Raw genomic sequence first — 19,221 nt, 5'->3', positions numbered from 1 at the left:
TCCATTCTCGTTAGGCCGCCAGGCGGCTGCGTTCTTCAAGGGCGATGGCCGGCGGGGCGGCGCTATCGACGCCCATTTCGGCAAGGGACGTGCGGGCGGCGTCCACCACACGGCGCATGACATGCTCGTCCATGCGGCCGATGCAGCCGACACGGAAACTGTCGACCACCGTCAGCTTGCCGGGATAGATGATGAAGCCCTTCTCCTTCATCAGTTCATAGAAGCGGTCAAAAGCGAAGGCCGGGTGGGCCGGGCTGAAGAAGGTGACGATAATGGGCGAGAGCCACTGGTCGGCGAGCAGCGTCTCGAAGCCGGCCTCGCGCATGCCTGCCACCATGACGTCGCGGTTGCGGGCATAGCGCGCGCCGCGGGCGGCAACCCCACCTTCTTCGCGGTGGATGCGCAGCGCCTCCAGGAACGCGGCGACGACATGGGTCGGCGGCGTGAAGCGCCACTGGCCGGTCTTGTTCATGTAATCCCACTGGGCATGCATATCGAGGCTCAGCGAATGGCTGCGGCCCTTGGCGGCCTCAAGTTCGCTCTTGCGGGCGATGACGAAGCCGAAGCCCGGTACGCCCTCGATACATTTGTTGGCCGAGGAGACGATCGCCTCGTAGCGGAAGTCGGAAAGGCTGGCCGGCACCGCACCGAAAGCGCTCATGGAATCCACGAGAAGCTTGCGACCACGGGCGTAGACGGTGTCGGAGATTTCCTTCAGCGGATTGAGGATGCCCGAACTGGTTTCGCAATGGACGACGACGACATGGCTGATGGCGGGGTCGGCATCCAGCGCCGCGGCGACTTCGACACCGCGCGGCGGCATGTAGTCACCCTTGTCGATGACGGCATGGTCGCGGCCGAGATAGGAGAGCGTCTGGGCGATACGCTTGCCATAGGCACCGTTGCTCAGCACCAGCACCTTGCCGTCCTTCGGCACGAAGCTGGCGAGCATCGCCTCCACCGAGAACGAGCCGCTGCCCTGCATCGGCACGCAGTCGAATTCACCGGCCGTATCGCCGGCGATCTCGAGCAGCTGGCGGCGCAGGTCCGCCGTCATGGCGCGGAAGTCGCCATCCCAGGAGCCCCAGTCCCGCAGCATGGCTTCCTTGACTTCGTAAGCCGTCGTCAGCGGGCCGGGTGTCAGGAGATAGGGCTCGCCGAGCCGTGGCGTCTCCAGCGGTGCGATGGTTCTGTCAGAAGCGGTGTTGGGCATGGTCCGTCCTCGCATTTGGCTTTTCCGGATGTGACAATGCGGTGGAAACACATATCTGTAAAATCGTTCTTTTGTATCAATCCATCGATTAAATTTATGCCTTTCAGGCAGCAGGGATCAGACGGCTTTCCAGGAGGTCTCCCGTCTCGCGCAGGCGCGGATAGGCCATGGTCGTGACCAGAGAATTGACCTCCTTCAGCGCACGTACGATCTCAAGATGCATGTCGCTGGACTGGATGCTCGCGCCTATGCCCTGGCGCAGCCGCTCCAGATGGCTCTTGCTGCTCTCCTCGACGAGACGGCGCACGTGCTCCTTCTGCCGCACCATCTCACGAGCAATGACCGGGTCCGGCGAGACAAGCAGATTGGCCGCAAGCCGGACATTCGAAGACACCGCAGCATGCAGCAGCGTCAGCTCGCGCCAGCCCTCCTGCGAGAAGGCACCCGCTCCGGCAAGCCGTTCCTCCGCCATCTGCAACAGGCTCTTCGCCACCACATCACCGGCATATTCAAGATGGATTGCCGCTTCGGTAAGCTCGATGCCGCGAGCAGACTGTTCTTCCGTCAGCACACCGCGGTTGACCGTAGCGATATAGAGCTTGATCTCGCTGTGAGCCCGGTGGATATCGCCATCGATGCGGCGGAGCGCCTTTACGGCTTCGGGCGTCGGTGCCTCGATCACCGTCATCACCGGTTCCAGCATACGGGTAATGAGGTTGCCCATGTACAACACCTCGCGCGCCGCAGCCGCCAGAGCCTGCGCCGGCTTGTCGATCAGCGCACGGTCCAGCGCGCTGGCATGGGCGGTAAAGTCGCCCTCCCGCGCCACCTCTGGCGTCAGCAGTCGAACCAGGCGCGCCATCGAGCCACAGGTGACGAGCCCGACGGCAACCAGCGCAGCATTGAACAGCACATGCAGGTTGACCAGCTTGCCGGCAGCGGTGTCGCCCGGCAGCCATGCAAAGGGTACATCCAGCGAAAACAGCGTGAAGATCGCCACGCTGAACAGCGCGCGGAAGAACAGATTGCCGAGCGGCAGGCGCCGTCCCTCGACCGGCAGGCCGCGCGTCAGCCAGAGCGCAATCAGCCCGCCGCCGAGATTGACACCGAGGACAAGCGGTATGCCGACATCGATTGGCACGATGCCCCTGGCCGCGAAGGTGAGAATGAGAAGAATGGCAGCGACGCTGGAATGCAGCACCCAGGTGAAGAGCGCGGCAAGGATCATCACTGTCAGTCCGTCCTTGCCGATGAAGGCGATGGCGGAGGGCAGCAGCGGGCTTTGCGCCAGTGGTGCCGTCGCGTGGCCGATCATCTGCAGCGACAGGAGCAGGAGGCCGATACCCAGCACGGCGCGACCGGCTTCGACAGTCTTGCGCTTACGCGCCTTCAGATGCAGCAGCCCGCCGGCGGCAATGAGCAGCGGCGCAAGCCAATGAAGGTCAAAGGACAGGATCTTGACCACCAGCGCCGAGCCGAGATCCGCCCCGAGCAGCACCGCGAGCCCAACATCGAGCGCCAGCGCACCGCTGATGGCAAAGCCGGCCGCGAGCATGGCGACCGCCGTGGAGCTCTGCAGGCCGATGGCGACGAGACACCCATAAAGCGCCGCCCGCAGCCGGCTGCCGCCTCCACCGACACTGCGTGCCACGAGATCACCCGAGGCCGCCTCGACGCCGGTCTTCACCAGTCTGACGGCGTAGAGCAGAAGAACGGTGGCGGCGGCAAGTTCGAGGGCGACGGCCGGCAGACTCATGGGCGTGCTCCGCAAGAGAATGGAAACCGAAAACTATCCGTCGCGGCTTTACATAAATCAAATCGTTCGTATTAATGAAAGCATAGATTCAATCTATCAATGGGGGTCGCCGCATGCGCTATGTCCAGCTTCGTGCCTTTCATAACGTTGCCATCCACGGCGGCTTTTCGCGTGCAGCGGAAGCACTGTTCCTGACCCAGCCGGCCATTTCCGATCAGGTACGCAAGCTGGAGGAGGAATACGACGTCCTGCTCTTCAACCGGAACAAGAAGCAGGTAACGCTGACCCAGGCCGGCCAGCAGCTTCTGGAAGTCACGCGGCGCATGTTCGACGTGGAGCAGCAGGCGCTCGACCTGCTGTCGGAATCCCGCGCGCTCCGGGCGGGCAAGCTGCGCATCGTCGCCGATGCCGCCCACCATCTCCTGCACATCCTCGCGGCCTTCCGTCGAGCCTATCCGACCGTGCAGGTCTCGATCGACGCCGGCAACACCGAGACGGTCATCACCAGCCTGCACGCCTATGAGGCGGATATCGGCGTGCTCGGCGAGGTGCCGCAATCCAGCGACTTCGAGATCCTGAAGCTCAATTCGACGCCGATCATCGCCTTTGCCAGCCGCGACTATCCCCTCGCCGGCCAGAGGACCGTGACATTCCCGGAACTGGCGACGCATCCTCTCGTCATGCGCGAGCGCGGCTCCAAGACCCGCCAGAAGCTGGAGGCGATGGCCGCCGTCTGCGGCGTGTCGCTGACGCCGCTCATCGAGGCGGAAGGCCGGGAGGCGGTCCGTGAGATCGTGGCGGCGGGCGGCGGGGTCGGCTTCGTCTCCTCCGCCGAGTTCGGGCAGGATAACCGCCTCGTCCCGATACCCATCGACGCGCCTGAAATGCTGATGGACGAGGCCCTTATCTGTCTGCGCGAGCGTGCCAACGGCAAACTGGTCAACGCCTTCTTCGACATTGCAAGAAAGCTTGCGCCGGCCGCGGGATGACACTAGTCCCGCGAAAGGGTGGCCTCAGCGGGGCTTGAACTCCACCAGCAGCGACTTGAGTTCGATTTCGCGCACGCGACGCGCCGCCTCGTCCGGGCTGACCCAGGCAAGCCGCCGCTCGCCCTTTTCCTTAAATTTCGTGGCAAGCTCGGTGGCTTCGATCTGGAACACATCGACGATGCAGGGCGCCACGTCGCCGTCGTCGAGCAGTTTCAGATAGGTATAACTGCCGACCGGTTTCTTGTGGACTTTTCCCCGAATGCCTGCCTCCTGGAAGGCTTCGATCGCGGCCGCCTCATAGGGTTTCCTGTCCTTCATCGGCCAGCCCTTGGGAATGATCCAGCGGCCGGTATCGCGCGAGGTTACCACGAGGACTTCGATCCCGGGGCCTTCAGGCGCAATGCGGAAACACAGGGCAGCATATTGCTGGCGAAACGCCCCCGAAAACAGCTTTTCGGGGGTAGCCGCCAGCTTCTGCAGAAGGGTCTTGGGCCTGCGGCTCTTCTGCGCCTTGGTCTTCTTGGTCGTTTTCAGGGTTCTTGCCGCCAAAGCATCGGAAAATGGGGGCGAAACCTATGACGAGTTGCCCACCATGTCAAAGGCGCGCCCTCAGCCGACGACCATCTGGAACCAGGCATCAAGAAACCGGCTGCGCTTGATCATGTCACGGAAGACCAGAAGCTCCGGCCCAAGCTCGATCTTCTGCAGCCCCTCGAAACCCGCAGGCTGCTGCGGGAGCGAAAAGCCTGCGGAGGAAAGTGCCGTCTGACCCTCCGGTGCCAGCAGCATGTGCAGCAGGATGCGGGCCTCGCGCAGGTTCGCAGCCCCCTTTGGCATCAGCACCGTCCACGGAACGGCGAGCACGTAATCCTGCGGGACGAGAACTTCCATGCCCTCGGGCAGGTCGCCGCCGGATCGCAGGGCCGAGAGCGGCACATTATAGGCAACGTCGAGATCACCGGCCTGCAACGCCTCCAGGAGATCGTCCGTCGTGTCATAGATCCTCGCCTTCGCCCCGCCGAGCGCCCGGATCAGCCGCCAATAGAGCGAGGTGCGGATCGAATCCTGCGAGGCGAGCAGATAGCCGATATCGTCAATGCCGACATTGACGACGCCGACGCGGCGGGCAAATCGACCGCTGTTCTGCTCGAGCGAGCGCACCAGTTCGATACGGGTGCGCGGCATGCGGTTCTCGAATGCCGCCTTGCGCACGACGATCACGGCAGGATCGGACCAGAAGCCAAAGACCTCGTTGCGCCACTGCACACCGGCCATCGCGCCGGCCGCCTCGTCGGGCACGGCATAACCCTCGTTGGCGATGGAAACGGCGACGTCGGGCGAGGACAGGAAGGCGATGTCGAACGGCGCATCCTGCGGGCGGCGGGCGGCTGCAGCGATCTGCGCGGAGGAGAGCCGGCTGTAGACGAGCCGCGTGCCGGGCAGGTTCACCGAGAGCGAGACGATCAACGGCGCCATGCGCACCTCGGAAACGACACCGGCCAGCCGCAGCGTGCGCTCCTGCGCCGCCGCGAAACCCGGCATCACCAAGGCCATGAGAAGGAGAAGGGCGCCGACGTTCCGCAACCGAAGGCCCTCAGGAAAAAGCCGCATCATTCCGTCCTTTCCCGAATGACCGGCAGAACGACCTCGACGACAAGCCCGCCGCCCTCTCGGTCGGCCACCGCGATCGCGCCGCCGAAGGCAACCGCCACGTCCTTCGCAATCGCCAGGCCAAGGCCTGAGCCGGCGGACCGGTGATCGGCGCGCACGAAGCGCTGGAACACCCGGCCCTTGGCACTATCCGGTATGCCCGGCCCCCGGTCCATCACCTGCAGCACGGCCTGCCCCTGCCGCTCGAAGAGCCGCACGAGCGTCGGGCCCGGCGCGTGGATGAAGGCATTCTCGACAATATTGCGTACCATTTCCCGCAGCACCACGGGTTCAGCCATGACGCGCAGGGCACTGCCCTCCATGTGAAGGGCAAGCGACTGCATCAGCCCGGCATAGGCACTCTCCGCCCGAAGCATCTGCAGCGCGTCCTGCACCGACTGCCCGACATCGACAACCTCCCGCTCCTGCGTTTCGAGGCGGTGCAGCGTCGTCGCGTCGGAGAGCAGCTGGTTGGCCAGGAGGCCCGCCTCGCGCGCATTGTGGTGGATGCGCGTCAGGCGCCGCTTCACCCGCTCGCCGGCCACCTCTTCCAGCGCCACCTCGGCCTGCGCCTGGATGGCTGCAAGCGGGGTCCTCAGCTGGTGAGCCGCATCCGCCGTCACGCGCTTGACACCGTCAAGCACCGAACCCAGCCGGTCCATGAAGTCGTTGAGTGCGGAAACGAGCGCCGAGACCTCGGCCGGAACTTCGGTCTCAATGCGGCTGAGATCGGACGGACGACGGGCCCTGAGATTGCTTTCGATGAGGCGCAGCGGCGAGAAGGCCGAGCGCACCGAGGCGAGGATGAGGCCGCAGGCAAGCAGCGCGATCGCCACCGCCGGTAGCATGCCGTTCAGCGTCAGCTGCCCTGCCAGCTCCCGGCGGGCCTCCCGCGTCTCGGCCACCTGGATGCCGATCCAGCCGCCCGTTCCGGTGACCGTGTCGGCGCGGTAGCGCTGCACGGCGGCGATGCGCACCGGCTCGCCGCGATAGACAGCGTCGTGCAGGTGCAGCGTCTCGTTCGGGTTCGCGGGTATGTCGAGGCCGAGCGTCGGCGAGCCGGTCACCAGGCTGCCGTCCGGTGCGGTGATCCGGTAGAAGACCCGGTTGAGACGGGACGTGCCGAGGATAGCGAAGGCCGAATAGGGAATGTCGACGGCGACGGCACCCTCCTCTATGGCGACCGTATCGGCAATCGAGAGGGCCGAGGCCGTCAGCACCCGGTCGAACGCCTCGTCGGCGGCCCGCCGCGCATAGGCACGCACCGTCAGCGCCAGGACGCTGCCGATGACCAGGAAGAGGCAAGCGGTCGTGATCAGCAGCCGGCGCTCGATCGACAGTCGTGCCATCAGGTCACCGTGCCGGCCTTGCTGCGCAGCACGTAACCGGCGCCGCGATGCGTGACGATCTCCACGTCGCTCGATTCCAGCTTCTTTCGAACGCGCGAGACCAACAGTTCCACGGCATTGGGCGTGCCCACGTCGTCATGGCCGAAGAGTTTCATGTAGAGCCGGTCCTTGCTCACCGTACTGCCGGCGTGGACCGCAAGCACCTCCAGCACCTCGAACTCACGGCGCCCCAGTTCGAGCAGCCGCCCGGTGACCCGCGCCGCCCGGGCGGACATGTCCACTTCAAGCGTACCAATCCGGATAAGCGACTTGGCAAGGCCCTGGTGCCGCCGCGTGACGGCGCGCAGCCGCGCCTCCAGCTCGCCGAGATCGAACGGCTTGACGATATAGTCATCGGCGCCGAGATCGAGCAGGCTGATCTTGTCGTCCAGCTGGTTGCGGGCGGTGATGACGAGCACGGGCGTCGGGGAATTGCGGCCGCGCATATGCGCCATCACGTCGAAACCGCTGCGCCCCGGCAGGTTGATGTCGAGCACCACCACGTCGAATTCGCCGTGGATGGCAAGCTCCTCGCCGGAGATACCGTCTTCGGCCAGCGTGACATGGTGGCCAGCCCGCGACAGTTTCGCGTCGATCGCCTCGGCGATGTCGATGGAATCTTCGATGACCAGGATGCGCATGATGCTGACAGGACTCTGACAGGAACTTTGGATTATTCCCTCATCCTATAGCAAGGGCTTTGCCGAACGCGAGACGGTAAAAACCCTTCGGGAGGATAAAATGAAACGCTACAGCGCCATAGCGGCCTGCATGATGCTGGTCGGCCTGCTGTTGGGCGGCGGCATGGCGGCCCGCGCCGAACCGTGCCAGCAGAGCTCCGGTCTGGACGAGGCCTATTGCGATGCCGATGGCGATCTCGTGGCAGACCTGCCGGCGGATCCGGCCAAGTGGCGCAATCCCGATACGCTCGTCTGGGCCTTCGCCCCCATCGAGGATCCGGCGGTCTATGCGCAACTGTTCCGGCCTTTCACACAGCACCTGTCGCACTGTCTCGATCGCCAGATCGTCTATTACCCCGTGCAGTCGAGCGCGGCCGAAATCAGCGCGATGCGCGCCGGTCGCCTGCATTTCGCGGGCTTCTCCACCGGCCCGACGGTGGAAGCCGTCAACAAGGCGGGGGCGGTTCCCTTTGCCGGCAAAGGCGAGAACGGGGCGTTGCGCGGCTATCATCTGGTCGCCATCGTGCGGGCGGATTCGCCCTACCAGACGCTCGCGGATCTCAAGGGCAAACGCGTCGCCCATGTTTCCGCGGCGTCGAACTCCGGTAATCTCGCGCCCCGGGCGCTCTTTCCCGTCGAAGGGCTGGTACCCGATACCGACTATAAGCCGATCCTCTCCGGAGCGCACGACAAGTCGGTGATGGGTGTGCTTTCCGGCGACTACGACATGGCGGCCGTCGCCTCCGACGTGCTCGAACGGCTGGAGGAGCGCGGCGCGGTGGATCGCCATGCCCTGCGGGTCCTCTATCAGAGCCCGCTGTTCCCGACATCGTCCTTCGCCCACGCTCATGATCTCGATCCAGCGCTGGCGAAGAAGCTGACAGCCTGCTTCTTCGCCTTCCGCTTCCCGCCGGAGATGACAGCGGCCTTCAACGGCGACGAGCAGTTCCTGCCGCTCCGCTACGACACCGCCTGGCAGGCAGTCCGCGACGTCATCGCCGCGGTCGGCGCCCTCCCGGACTGACACGCCCCCAACCTTTTTCGTTCCGAACGCAAAGTTGAGCCTATGACCCTGCAAATCCCTTTGCCGGAGGACCGTTTACGTCCTGAGCCGGCCTCGCCCTGGAGACGCTTCTCCTACCTCATCCGCGTCAACAGCGCGGATCCGACGCTGCTGCTCGGCCTGGCCCTGGTCGCTGTCTTCGCCTATCTCATCCTCGCGCCCGTCCTGCTTCTGCTCGCGGACGCCGTAACGGTGCATTTCGCCGATACCGCGCGCACCGGGCAGCAGCTCGGGACGTTCACGCTCTACTACCTCAACCGCGTCCTCCTCTCGCCCATCGCGCGGGATCTCTTCTGGTGGCCGCTCGCCAATACGGCGATCATCTCCGCCGGTGCCATCGCCATCGCTTTCCTCGTCGGCGGGCCAATCGGCTGGCTGCTCGCCCGCACCGACCTCATCGGCAAGAAGTGGCTCTCGACGGCCCTGCTTGTCCCCTACATGCTGCCGTCCTGGACCTTCGCGCTCGCCTGGCTGACCCTTTTCAAGAATCGCACGACAGGCGGGCTTCCCGGCTGGATGGAGACCTTCGGCGTCACCCCGCCGGATTGGCTGGCCTATGGCGCCCTGCCGATCGCGCTCATCCTCGCCCTGCACTATGCGCCCTTCGTCATCCTGCTCTTCGGCAATGCGCTGAAGCAGTTCGACACGCAGCTGGAGGATTCCGCCCGCAGTCTCGGCGCTAGCCCACTCGACGTGGCGCGCAAGATCATCCTGCCGCTGATGCTGCCCTCGCTCATTTCGGCCGCCACGCTGATCTTCGCCAAGTGCCTCGGCGATTTCGGTGTCGCCTATGTGCTCGGCGTGCCGGTAGGCTTCGACGTGCTCGCGACCTCCCTGTTCCGGGCGATCTCGACCAGCCAGGCCGGTGCTTCCGCCGTGCTTGCCGGCGTCATCGTGCTGCTCGGCGTCTTCTCCATCCTCATCGATATGCGCCTGCTGAAGGAAGCAAAGCGCTTTGTCACCATCGGCTCCAAGGGCGCGATGGTGCGCGCCACGCCGCTCGGCAAGTGGCGGACGCCGGCCTTCCTCTGGGCGCTTGCCGTCTTCGCCTTCAGCGCCGGCATTCCGCTTCTCGCGCTGGCGCTGACGACGGTCATGCGGGTGCCGGGCGCTTTCAGCCTCGACAATTTCACGCTCGACTACTGGATCGGCACCGATCTCGGTACGACCGCGCTGCGCCAGGGCATTCTCCTGACGGGCGAATTCTGGCTGGCGCTGTGGAACACGGTGTGGATGGTGGGCCTTGCCGCTCTCGGCGCCGGCGTGCTCGGCCTCCTCGTCGGCTATGCCGTCGTGCGCTCGCCCGTCCGCTTCGTCTCCGTCGCGCTGCGGCAAATCACCTTCCTGCCCTATCTTGTGCCGGGCATCGCCTTTGCCGCCGCCTATCTCTCGATGTTCGCCGTCGCCCGCCCGCCGCTGCCGGCGCTCTACGGCACGCCGATCATCCTCATGCTGGCGATCCTCGCGGACCAGATGCCCTTCGCCTCACGCGCCGGCATCGCCTCGATGATGCAGCTCGGCCGCGAGCCGGAGGAGGCCGGCCAGATCGTCGGCGCCGGCTGGCTGCGCCGCATGCGCTCCATCGTGCTGCCGATCCAGCGCGGAGCCCTCGTCTCGGCGATCCTCCTGCCCTTCATTTCCGGCATCAAGGGGCTCAGCCTCGTCGTCGTCCTTGCCGTTCCCGGCACGGACCTGCTCACCACCTACGCAATCCGCCTCGTCGACTACGGCTACAGCCAGGCTGCCAATGCGGTCGTCCTGATGCTCTGCGTCGTCGCCTTCACCGGCACGATGCTCGTCCAGAAGATCGGCCGGGCCAACCTCTCAGACGGCATGGGAAGCAAGTAATGTCCAGCATAACCTTGGAAAATATCCGCAAGACCTATGGCCGCGGCGGCCCCGCCGCCATCGGCGATCTGAGCATGGAAATCGGCAAGTCGGAATTCCTCTGCCTGCTCGGCCCTTCCGGCTGCGGCAAGACGACGACGCTGCGCATGATCGCCGGCCTCGAACACCCGACGGGCGGCCGCATCCTCGTCGACGGCGAACCGATCGTCTCCGTTGCCGACGGCGTCTTCACCGTGCCGGAAAAGCGCAACATGGGCCTCGTCTTCCAGAACTACGCCCTCTGGCCGCACATGACGATCCGCGAGAACGTCGCCTTCGGCCTGAAGCTGCGCAAGACGCCTGCCGCCGAGCGCGACGCCACCGTCGACCGGGTGATGACCAAACTTGGCATCGTCCGCTATGCCTCCCGCTACCCGGCGGAGCTTTCCGGCGGCCAGCAGCAGCGCGTGGCGCTTGCCCGCATGCTGGCGCTGAACCCGTCCGTCATCCTGCTCGACGAACCGCTTTCCAACCTCGACGCCAAGCTGCGGCTGGAAATGCGCGCGGAACTGAAACGCATCCACGCAGAGGCCGGCTCCACCATCGTCTTCGTCACCCACGACCAGTGGGAAGCGATGACGTTGGCGACGACCATCGCCGTGATGAGCGAGGGCGAATTGCAGCAGGTCGGCACGCCCGACGACATCTACGAGCGCCCCGCAAACCGCTTCGTCGCGGAATTCGTCGGCAGCCTGCCGATCAACATCGTCGAGCGCGGCGAGGCGCAGTCCGGCCCGCTGCATGGCTGGGTCGATCGGCTTCTCGCGCATTTCTCAGTCGATGGCACCCAGGTCGCCTCGGCCGGCATCCGGCCGGAGGCGGTGCGCCTTGGCGACCTCGACACGGCGGAGGCCGCGCGCTGCGCCGCCGGCCTGGGAACCATCGTCGACATCGTGCCCACTGGCGGCAGCTGGATTGTCGAGCTCGATGTCGATGGCAGCCGCTTCTTCGCGATCGCAACCGAAAACCCGCGCAAGGCCGCGGGCGAGACCACCCATTTCTGGGTCGAAAGGCAGCATCTGCACCTTTTCGACCGGGACAGGAATCGCATCGCCCTCTGACAGGGCATGCGCCATCAAGGCAACGGAGGAAATGATGCCTAAGACATTGATCAGCCTGTTCACGAGCGCATCCGTCCTGGCCATGGGCCTGACGGGCGCCATGGCCCAGGAGGCCAAGCAGATCGGCATTCCCGACAGCGACTATTCGCTGGAGGCGCTGATCGAGGCCGCCAAGAAGGAAGAGCCGATCACGGTCATCGACGCGACCGGCAAGATCGTCAGCATGGCCGAGAATTTCTCGGCGAAATACGGCCTGAAGGCGACGGGCGTGAAGATGAGCGGCCAGGATCAGGAACAGATCATCGCCCGGGAAGCGGCCGCCGGCAACGTACGCACCGACGTCTTCAACATGAGCAACCTGCCGTCGGTGACCAGCCAGATCCTGCCGCAAGGCTTCGGCATCTCCTGGCTCGCGCCTGATCTCAAGGACAAGATCCCGGCCGCCTACCAGAGCCCGGCGATCACCAGCAACAATCCCTGGGTCTTCGCCTACAACACCGACGTCAACGGCGAGACCTGCCCGGTCGACAACCTCTGGGCGCTGACGACGGAGGAGTGGAAGGGCCGCGTCGCCATTCCCGATCCGTTGCTGCGCAACGAGACGATGTTCTGGTTCAACCAGCTCGCGACACACGAAGACGCCGCGATGCGCGAGGCCTACAAGGCTCAGTTCGGCGAGGAGCTGACGACCGACGAGGCCAGCGCAACGGCCGAATGGGTCAAGCGTCTCGCCAGGAACCAAACGAAGGTCACGCGCAGCGACACCGATGTCGGCCCGATCGTCGGCGCGAAGGAGGAAAAGCCGCCGATCGGCTTCCTCTCCGTCGCGATCTTCCGCGACGCCAAGAAGGACGGCTACGGCATGGGCATCTGCAAGGAGATGAAGCCGTGGATCGGCCAGCTGACGCCGCGCGTCGCCGTCATCGCCGCCGGCACGAAGAGCCCGAACACAGCAAAGCTCTTCGCCCGCTTCATGATGACCGAGGAAGGCATGGCCCCGCAGCTCGGCGACGGCAAGATCTCGACGAATACGGAGGCCAAGATGCCCGAGAGCGAAGTCTCCGGCATCGCGAGCCATGTCGACAAGCTTTACGTCAACCACTCCGAAACGAGCCAGGACGATTTTGCCAAGCTGCAGGACTGGCAGGACTTCTGGCTGCAGCACTCCCGTTGATCTTTGCCCCGCACGCTTCGGCGCGCGGGGTTCTTCCGCCCGGCTGCCGACCGCGCATAACATCCAACGAGCACTCTCCAAGCCGGAGCTACGTCTCCTGCCGGAAGGCGATCTGGACGGCACGGTTCAGGGCAACTGGCAGAACGGACATATGGTTCTCGCCGGCATACTCCTCGAAATGGGCAACACCGGCGAGACCCGGGGACGCCTGCCAACGTTCCGCCATCGTCCGGGCCAGTTCCACCGTTCTGGTTTCGAGCGCACGGGCCTGTCTCTGTGCCTCGTCGGGCCGACCCTTGTGGAAGGGGGCGATGCGCGTCTCGCTTTCATATTGCCCGGCGGAAAGATGCAGTTCGATGCCCGGGGGCACGTGGGAACGCTCCAGAAACGCCTGCTCCGTCGCCAGAATGGCCGCATCCTCCCAGTAGATCGCCGGGCTTGCCGCGATCCAGCGCCGATACGCATGCGGCCTGGTAAAGAGCGCATGGAGCACGAACAGCCCCCCGAAGGAATGACCGAAAAGCGCCTGGCGAGACCGGTCGATCGGCACCTGCCGCTCGACCCAGGGCTTCACCTCGTCCTCGATCGCGGAGAGAAAGCCGTCACCGCCACCGGTCTTGACGTCAGGCGTATCGGGAAAGAACGGCGGATAGGTCCGGCCGGGCGGCGGGCTGAGATCCCAGGAACGGCGGAATGGATCGTAAGCATCGTCGGTGGGGTAGCCGATCGCCACGATCACACCGTCGCAGACGTTCGTGCCGCTCGGATAGGACATCTGCACCTTCTGCGCATCGACGGCCGTCGCAAAGCAGGCATTGCCGTCCGTCATGTAGAGCACTGGCCAGCCTTCAGGCGGAGCCGGTCTTGGCGGGCGGTAGAGGAAGATCCGGTGCGGCTGGTCGCCCGTGCCGAGTTTCATATCCGTGAATGTCGCACCGGCAAGCGTGACGGGCGATCCTGTAACGTCGGACGATGAATGGGACATGGTCTCTCCGGGCAGCCGAAAGGGCGATGCGAAATGCTGCCGTTGCCGCATAAAAGTTGACTGGGATTCCCCTGTTATATGATTCGTCACCCGGCAGACATGCCGCAAGGCGCCTCGCAAGCGCGGCAATCGGGCGACATCGCCACCCGATCACCCTGTGTTTATCAAGGCTGCACGACAGGCGGTCACTCCGGCTGCGGCCGGTTCGCATGCATCCGGTCCTCGATATCGCGGATGTGCTTATCAAGCTGCTCATCGCTCATGTAAGCGCTGAGGGAGCCGATCCGCTTGCCTCTGTAGAGATCATTGCCTTCGACAGCCTTGAGACGCGCCAGGAGATCGATGCGTTTCATGTCCCCTCCTTTTCGGTGATTTCAGATCAAGTGTTCAAGTCGCCTCGCAGCGGCGACAGAGCACCAGACGAGGACACGGAGCGAAAAGTCGGAACTGGCGGCGTGCCGATGCGACGGGCGACGACACCGGCGCTTTCCCAACGAACAGATTCCGACTTTTGATGTATTCATCCCGCCAAGGGACGCAGAACAGCGCTCGCCGCTAGCCGAGGGCCAGGCTGGAAAAGAATTCCATCATACGATTGACGACGATGACTGCCGGCATTCAACGGTTCCAAACTCTTCTGCTTCGTCTGCTCTTCCAGGAAATGCAGACGATGGCGGTGCCCGCAGCTCTACTGCTTCGGCATCACGGACGGGAAGAAGACACCGGCAAAGCGCGATGTCAACCGGTTTGCCCTGCCGGGCCGGAACGCAAAGCGATCTTCCGCCGGAGCGGCGCGCCGGACGCGTTCGCAAGGCGCCGGCAGGCACACGGGTGGTCTCAGATATCCTTGGCAAGACGCAGTGCATCATAGATCGCCGCATGCGTGTTGCGGGCGGCGACCGCATCGCCGATCCGGAAGAGTTGATAGGCGCCGTCCGCATTGCGCGCGATGGTCTGCGGCGTGCCGGTAAGCAGCGCGTCATAGGAGACCTCGCCGAGGTTCCGCGAGCCGGGCTTCAGCTCGAAATAGAGTTCGTCCAGCGGAATGGTGCCGTGGTTGACCACGATCTGATCGACCACGCGCTCCCGGGCGACGCCGCCATAATCGCTGCCGACATGGGCGATGAGCTGGTTGCCGCTCCTTTCCGCCGCTTCCAGCCGGTAGGTGACGGTGAAGGTCGTGTCGAGCTTTTGCAATGCGCGCATATAGGGGACGAGGTTCATCGCCATGACCTCCGGCGCGAAAGCGCGATCCGGGGTCATGATCTCCACCTTGCCACCCGCCTTGGCGATGAGTTCGGCCGCCTGCAGCCCGGCATGGTCGCCGGCATCGTCGTAGACAAGGACGTTGGTGCCCGGTTTCACATCGCCCGAAATGATGTCCCAGGAGGAGACCACCAGCTCGTTGCCCTTCGAAAGGACATCCGTATGCGGAAGGCCGCCCGTCGCGACGATCACGACATCGGGTTTTTCGGCAAGGATCGTGTCCGCCTCGGCCCAGCTGTTGAAACGGAAGGTGACGCCATGTTTTTCGCACTGGCTCATGCGCCAGTCGATGATGCTCATCATTTCGCGCCGGCGTTCGCTCTGTGCCGTCAGGCGGATCTGGCCGCCCGGATCGCTCGCCGCCTCGAACACCACCACCTCGTGGCCGCGTTCGGCGCAGACCCTTGCCGCTTCGAGGCCGGCCGGGCCGGCTCCGGCGATCACAACCTTCCTGCGCACATCCGCCTTCGGGATCACATGCGGCATCGTCTCCTCCCGGCCGGTTGCCGCGTTGTGGATACAGAAGGCAAGGCCGCCCTGGTAGATGCGATCGAGACAGTAGTTCGCGCCGACGCAGGGGCGGATGTCGTCCTCGCGCTTTTCGATGATCTTGCGCACGATATGCGGGTCGGTCATGTGCGCGCGGGTCATGCCGATCATATCGACCTTGCCGGCGGCGATCGCATGCCGCGCCGTCGCAACATCCTGGATTTTTGCCGCATGGAAGGTCGGAAACCTGGTTGCGGCGCGGATATCACCGGCGAAATCCAGATGCGGCGCGCTTGCCATGCCCTGGATCGGGATGACGTCGGTCAGGCCCGGATCCGTATCGATATGGCCACGGATGACGTTCAGGTAGTCGATGAGACCGCTTTCCTTGAGACGGCGGGAGATTTCAAGGCCCTCGGCCTTCCCGGTCCCGCCGGGAAGACATTCGTCGGCCGTGTAGCGCACGCCGAGAATGAAATCCTCGCCGACTCTTTCACGCATCGCCTTGAACACGTCGAAACAGAAACGCAGGCGGTTGTCGAGCGAACCACCATAGGGGCCATCGAGCTCATTGGTCAGTGGCGATGTGAACTGGTCGATGAGATGGCCATAGGCTTCCAGCTCGACGCCGTCCATGCCGCCCGCCTTCATGCGCTCGGCTGCATCGGCGAAGTCCTTGATGATGCGCGCGATATCCCAGTCTTCCAGCTTTTTCGGGAAGGCACGGTGCGCCGCCTCACGCTGGTGGGAGGGGGCGAGGACGGGCAGCCAGTCGCCCTTGTCCCAGCGTGTGCGGCGACCGAGATGGGTGAGCTGGATCATGATCGCAGCGCCGGCCTCGTGCACGGCATCGGTCATTTCCCGGATCCACGGCACGATCTCGTCCTTGTAGGCGAGCAGGTTGTTGAAGACCGGCGGACTGTCCTTCGAGACGGCAGCCGAGCCGGCCGTCATGGTCAGCGCCACGCCACCGCGCGCCCGCTCCACCGTATAGGCCCGATAACGGCCCTTGGGCATGCCGTCCTCCGGATAGGCCGGCTCGTGCGACGTGACGATGATGCGGTTGCGCAGGGTCAGATGCTTCAACTGATAGGGCTGAAGCAGAGGGTCGTTCGACATGCCACGGGCTCCGGACTGGGATCTTTTGCGAACGCTAAGGGAAAATGTACACTAGTGTCAATATCAATGACATCATAGTCAATATAGAGAACATGAATGCACATTCTGCTTGTCGTGACATATGGGATTCGTTAGATGGTCGGCATGGAACAGGCGACGAGCGACAACGGCTGGCGTGGCTCCCCTGAAGGGTGGCTGGAAGCCGCCTATGACTGCCTGCTCGAATCCGGCGTGGAATCGGTCAAGATCCTGCCGCTCGCCAAGCGGCTCAATCTGTCCCGCACCAGCTTCTACTGGTTCTTCAAGGATCGGGAGGAGCTGCTGAGCGCATTGATCGCGCGCTGGCGGGAGAAAAACACGGGCAATCTCGTCAAGCAGTCCGAGGCCTATGCGGAAACGCTCGCCGAAGCGATGCTCAATGTCTTCGACTGCTGGCTGAACAAGGACCTGTTCGATTCCCAGTTCGAGTTCGCGGTGCGCAGCTGGGCGCTGCAATCGCCTGACATCCTGGCTGAGGTGCAGGCAGCAGACCAGACAAGGATAGAGGCGATCGGCCGTATGTTCGTGCGGTTCGGCTATGACGAGGGCCCGGCGGATGTTCGCGCGCGGACGACCTATCTCGTCCAGATCGGATACATCTCGATGCAGTCCACCGAGGACACCGCGCTACGGATGAAGCGCATTCCCGACTACATCGCGATCTACACCGGAGAAACCCCGCAGAAACGGGAACTCGACCGCTTCTTCGCCCGGCATGGCTACAAGCCGGACTGAGGGCAGGAAAATTCCGCGAGCATGACGGACCCGGCCTATTTCACTTACAATCCGGGCAAATGCCGCCGCCTTAGGTGAGTGTTAACGAACTCCGTTCAATTTTACCGATCACGAGCGCGGTTCTCGCGCCGGCTGCCATGAAGGCGCGTTTTTTCCTGACATTTGCTGTGCCGAGCCCATGCGCGCAAGACGCGTGCCGTTCGGCAATGGAATACTGGGGGGTTTCCTTGAGCACACGTTTCAATCTCATGACCAAAATTCTTTTGGCCGCCTCGCTCGCCGTCATTGCGGCCTTCTGCGGCTTTTCGGTCTATATCGACAGCCTTCAGCGAAACACCCTCTCCAGGGAAGCAGCGGCCGAAATCGAATCCGCCGGCGAGCTGGCGGCTACCGGTATCGCCAACTGGCTGAATGCCCGCGTCATGCTGACCGAGCTCGCCGGCGCCGGCGTCACCCGGGCGGAAAATACCCAGGACATTCTCAAGGGTTTTGACAACGCGCTGCTCAGCCGCGAATTCGCCCTCGTCTATTTCGGCGGCGAGGACGGCACCATGACACGCATTCCCGCCGCGACGATGCCGAAGGGGTATGACCCGCGCAAGCGTGGCTGGTACAAGGATACCGTCAGGCTCGACGCCCCGGTGCTGACCGATCCCTATGTCGATTCCGCCTCGCAGAAGCTCGTGATCAGCGCCACCGCTCCGGTCAAGCGCGACGGCAAGCTGCTCGGCATCGCCGGCACCGACTTTCCCCTGCAGGGACTGCTCGGCATGATCGGCGAGGTTGATCTCGGCGGCATGGGGTCCGCCTTCCTCGTCAACAAGTCCGGCACGGTCCTCGTGCATCCCAACGGCGATCTCGTCGCCAAGCCGCTGACCGAGGTGTTCCCGCAGGAGACCCCGTCCATCGAGGCGGCCGGGCTGACGGAAACCGAACTCGACGGCAAGCGCGTCCTCGTACGCTTCGTGCAGGTCACCGGCCTGCCGGTGCTCGACAGCTGGTATCTCTGCCTGATCGTCGACCGCGACATGGCCTATGCCGGCATTTCCGAATTCCGCATCGCCGCCACCATCGCCACTGCCGTCGGCGTTCTCGCCATGATCGGCGTCCTTGCCCTTCTTCTGTCGAGCCTCGTCGTGCGGCCGGTGGTGCGCATGACCGGCATGATGAGCAAGCTGGCGCGCGGCGACGTTTCCGAGACCATCCCGGACGCCGGACGCACCGACGAAATCGGCCAGATGGCGGCCGCCGTCACCGTCTTCCGCGAAAACATCATCGAACGCGGGCGCCTTGCGCGTGCGGCGGAAGAGAACCAGGCGCTGAGCGAACAGGAACGCCGCGAGCGCGACGCGATCAAGGCACAGGAAGCAGAGACCGTCGCCCAGGCCGTCCAGACGGTCGCCGACGCGCTGGGCCGTCTTGCCGACGGTGACCTCGTTTCCCGCATCGACACGCCCTTCGCCGGCGACCTCGACCGCCTGCGGATCGACTTCAACAACTCCGTCACCCGTCTGCACCAGGCCATGTCGACGGTCGGCGAGAAGGCTCTGGCGATCGACGGCGGTGCCAACGAGATCCGCGGCTCCGCCGACGCGCTTGCCCGGCGGACCGAACAGCAGGCCGCCTCCGTGGAGGAAACCGCCGCCGCATTGGAAGAGATCACCACGACGGTGAAGGATTCCACCCGCCGCGCGGAAGAAGTCGGCTCGCTCGTCTCGCGCACCCGC

At 64.4% G+C, this 19,221-nt stretch carries 16 protein-coding genes; 7 read left to right on the top strand and 9 right to left on the bottom strand.

Going from position 1 to position 19,221, the window contains the following annotated elements; translation table 11 throughout:
- Nucleotides 1–10: 10 nt before the first annotated feature.
- Both EXZ48_RS22580 and EXZ48_RS22575 read right to left on the bottom strand, forming a co-directional pair.
- Nucleotides 11–1,213 carry a 2-aminoethylphosphonate--pyruvate transaminase gene (locus EXZ48_RS22580; protein WP_130518450.1) on the bottom strand — a complete coding sequence of 401 codons (1,203 nt, stop codon included), beginning with the start codon at nucleotides 1,211–1,213 and terminating at the stop codon, nucleotides 11–13.
- Between the two features lie 103 nt (nucleotides 1,214–1,316).
- Nucleotides 1,317–2,969 (bottom strand): Na/Pi cotransporter family protein, encoded by a 1,653-nt coding sequence (locus tag EXZ48_RS22575; RefSeq protein ID WP_130518448.1) that lies wholly within the window; start codon nucleotides 2,967–2,969, stop codon nucleotides 1,317–1,319.
- A 113-nt stretch (nucleotides 2,970–3,082) separates the two neighbouring features.
- Between EXZ48_RS22575 and EXZ48_RS22570 the strand changes: the two genes are divergently transcribed.
- Nucleotides 3,083–3,958, top strand: coding sequence for a LysR substrate-binding domain-containing protein (locus EXZ48_RS22570; RefSeq protein ID WP_130518446.1), 876 nt, complete (start codon nucleotides 3,083–3,085; stop codon nucleotides 3,956–3,958).
- Nucleotides 3,959–3,982: 24 nt separating this feature from the next.
- Here the strand turns inward: EXZ48_RS22570 and EXZ48_RS22565 are convergent, their stop codons facing one another.
- The 4 genes from EXZ48_RS22565 to EXZ48_RS22550 all read right to left on the bottom strand — a co-directional run bounded on the left by EXZ48_RS22565 (nucleotide 3,983) and on the right by EXZ48_RS22550 (nucleotide 7,637).
- A complete protein-coding gene (locus EXZ48_RS22565; RefSeq protein ID WP_037407534.1) occupies nucleotides 3,983–4,492 on the bottom strand; it encodes an NUDIX hydrolase in 510 nt (169 codons plus the stop codon).
- 75 nt (nucleotides 4,493–4,567) lie between these two features.
- Nucleotides 4,568–5,569, bottom strand: coding sequence for an ABC transporter substrate-binding protein (locus tag EXZ48_RS22560; protein WP_023513914.1), 1,002 nt, complete (start codon nucleotides 5,567–5,569; stop codon nucleotides 4,568–4,570).
- Nucleotides 5,569–6,957 (bottom strand): sensor histidine kinase, encoded by a 1,389-nt coding sequence (locus EXZ48_RS22555; RefSeq protein ID WP_130518444.1) that lies wholly within the window; start codon nucleotides 6,955–6,957, stop codon nucleotides 5,569–5,571. Before EXZ48_RS22555 ends, EXZ48_RS22560 begins: the two co-directional genes overlap by 1 nt.
- A complete protein-coding gene (locus EXZ48_RS22550; protein WP_130518442.1) occupies nucleotides 6,957–7,637 on the bottom strand; it encodes a response regulator transcription factor in 681 nt (226 codons plus the stop codon). The genes EXZ48_RS22555 and EXZ48_RS22550 overlap by 1 nt, the downstream gene beginning before the upstream one ends.
- Before the next feature lie 100 nt (nucleotides 7,638–7,737).
- On the opposite strand from EXZ48_RS22550, the gene phnD reads away from it, so the two are divergent.
- From phnD to EXZ48_RS22530, 4 genes are read left to right on the top strand one after another with little or no spacing between them, the layout of a single operon-like run.
- A complete protein-coding gene (gene phnD, locus EXZ48_RS22545; protein WP_130518440.1) occupies nucleotides 7,738–8,700 on the top strand; it encodes a phosphate/phosphite/phosphonate ABC transporter substrate-binding protein in 963 nt (320 codons plus the stop codon).
- 42 nt (nucleotides 8,701–8,742) lie between these two features.
- Complete coding sequence (locus tag EXZ48_RS22540) at nucleotides 8,743–10,587, top strand: iron ABC transporter permease (protein WP_130518438.1); 1,845 nt, start codon at nucleotides 8,743–8,745, stop codon at nucleotides 10,585–10,587.
- A complete protein-coding gene (locus EXZ48_RS22535; RefSeq protein WP_130518436.1) occupies nucleotides 10,587–11,687 on the top strand; it encodes an ABC transporter ATP-binding protein in 1,101 nt (366 codons plus the stop codon). The genes EXZ48_RS22540 and EXZ48_RS22535 overlap by 1 nt, the downstream gene beginning before the upstream one ends.
- Nucleotides 11,688–11,721: 34 nt before the next feature.
- Nucleotides 11,722–12,861, top strand: coding sequence for an ABC transporter substrate-binding protein (locus EXZ48_RS22530; RefSeq protein WP_245462303.1), 1,140 nt, complete (start codon nucleotides 11,722–11,724; stop codon nucleotides 12,859–12,861).
- A gap of 88 nt (nucleotides 12,862–12,949) precedes the next feature.
- On the opposite strand, the gene EXZ48_RS22525 is transcribed toward EXZ48_RS22530, so the two are convergent.
- From EXZ48_RS22525 to EXZ48_RS22520, 3 genes are all read right to left on the bottom strand, one after another.
- Complete coding sequence (locus EXZ48_RS22525; RefSeq protein ID WP_130518432.1) at nucleotides 12,950–13,846, bottom strand: alpha/beta hydrolase; 897 nt, start codon at nucleotides 13,844–13,846, stop codon at nucleotides 12,950–12,952.
- A gap of 185 nt (nucleotides 13,847–14,031) precedes the next feature.
- Complete coding sequence (locus EXZ48_RS34960) at nucleotides 14,032–14,199, bottom strand: hypothetical protein (protein WP_165909386.1); 168 nt, start codon at nucleotides 14,197–14,199, stop codon at nucleotides 14,032–14,034.
- 484 nt (nucleotides 14,200–14,683) lie between these two features.
- Complete coding sequence (locus tag EXZ48_RS22520) at nucleotides 14,684–16,720, bottom strand: NADH:flavin oxidoreductase (protein WP_130518431.1); 2,037 nt, start codon at nucleotides 16,718–16,720, stop codon at nucleotides 14,684–14,686.
- Between the two features lie 144 nt (nucleotides 16,721–16,864).
- On the opposite strand from EXZ48_RS22520, the gene EXZ48_RS22515 reads away from it, so the two are divergent.
- Together EXZ48_RS22515 and EXZ48_RS22510 are read left to right on the top strand one after the other, a co-directional pair.
- Nucleotides 16,865–17,494, top strand: a complete 630-nt coding sequence (locus EXZ48_RS22515; protein ID WP_050745305.1) for a TetR/AcrR family transcriptional regulator — start codon at nucleotides 16,865–16,867, stop codon at nucleotides 17,492–17,494.
- Between the two features lie 227 nt (nucleotides 17,495–17,721).
- The coding region (locus tag EXZ48_RS22510) for a methyl-accepting chemotaxis protein (RefSeq protein WP_245462301.1) at nucleotides 17,722–19,221 on the top strand (1,500 nt) is incomplete at its 3' end.

It is taken from the genome of Shinella sp. JR1-6, from assembly GCF_004284735.1.
Taxonomy (GTDB): Bacteria; Pseudomonadota; Alphaproteobacteria; order Rhizobiales; family Rhizobiaceae; genus Shinella.
The sequence above is the reverse complement of the archived record's forward strand: the minus strand, read 5'-3'. Positions and strand labels throughout refer to the sequence as shown.

Coding starts and splice junctions, on each gene's coding strand:
- EXZ48_RS22580 (WP_130518450.1), bottom strand. CDS start 1,213: ATGCCCAACACCGCTTCTGACAGAACCATCGCACCGCTGGAGACGCCA.
- EXZ48_RS22575 (WP_130518448.1), bottom strand. CDS start 2,969: ATGAGTCTGCCGGCCGTCGCCCTCGAACTTGCCGCCGCCACCGTTCTT.
- EXZ48_RS22570 (WP_130518446.1), top strand. CDS start 3,083: ATGCGCTATGTCCAGCTTCGTGCCTTTCATAACGTTGCCATCCACGGC.
- EXZ48_RS22560 (WP_023513914.1), bottom strand. CDS start 5,569: ATGCGGCTTTTTCCTGAGGGCCTTCGGTTGCGGAACGTCGGCGCCCTT.
- EXZ48_RS22555 (WP_130518444.1), bottom strand. CDS start 6,957: ATGGCACGACTGTCGATCGAGCGCCGGCTGCTGATCACGACCGCTTGC.
- EXZ48_RS22550 (WP_130518442.1), bottom strand. CDS start 7,637: ATGCGCATCCTGGTCATCGAAGATTCCATCGACATCGCCGAGGCGATC.
- phnD (WP_130518440.1), top strand. CDS start 7,738: ATGAAACGCTACAGCGCCATAGCGGCCTGCATGATGCTGGTCGGCCTG.
- EXZ48_RS22540 (WP_130518438.1), top strand. CDS start 8,743: ATGACCCTGCAAATCCCTTTGCCGGAGGACCGTTTACGTCCTGAGCCG.
- EXZ48_RS22535 (WP_130518436.1), top strand. CDS start 10,587: ATGTCCAGCATAACCTTGGAAAATATCCGCAAGACCTATGGCCGCGGC.
- EXZ48_RS22530 (WP_245462303.1), top strand. CDS start 11,722: ATGCCTAAGACATTGATCAGCCTGTTCACGAGCGCATCCGTCCTGGCC.
- EXZ48_RS22525 (WP_130518432.1), bottom strand. CDS start 13,846: ATGTCCCATTCATCGTCCGACGTTACAGGATCGCCCGTCACGCTTGCC.
- EXZ48_RS34960 (WP_165909386.1), bottom strand. CDS start 14,199: ATGAAACGCATCGATCTCCTGGCGCGTCTCAAGGCTGTCGAAGGCAAT.
- EXZ48_RS22520 (WP_130518431.1), bottom strand. CDS start 16,720: ATGTCGAACGACCCTCTGCTTCAGCCCTATCAGTTGAAGCATCTGACC.
- EXZ48_RS22515 (WP_050745305.1), top strand. CDS start 16,865: ATGGAACAGGCGACGAGCGACAACGGCTGGCGTGGCTCCCCTGAAGGG.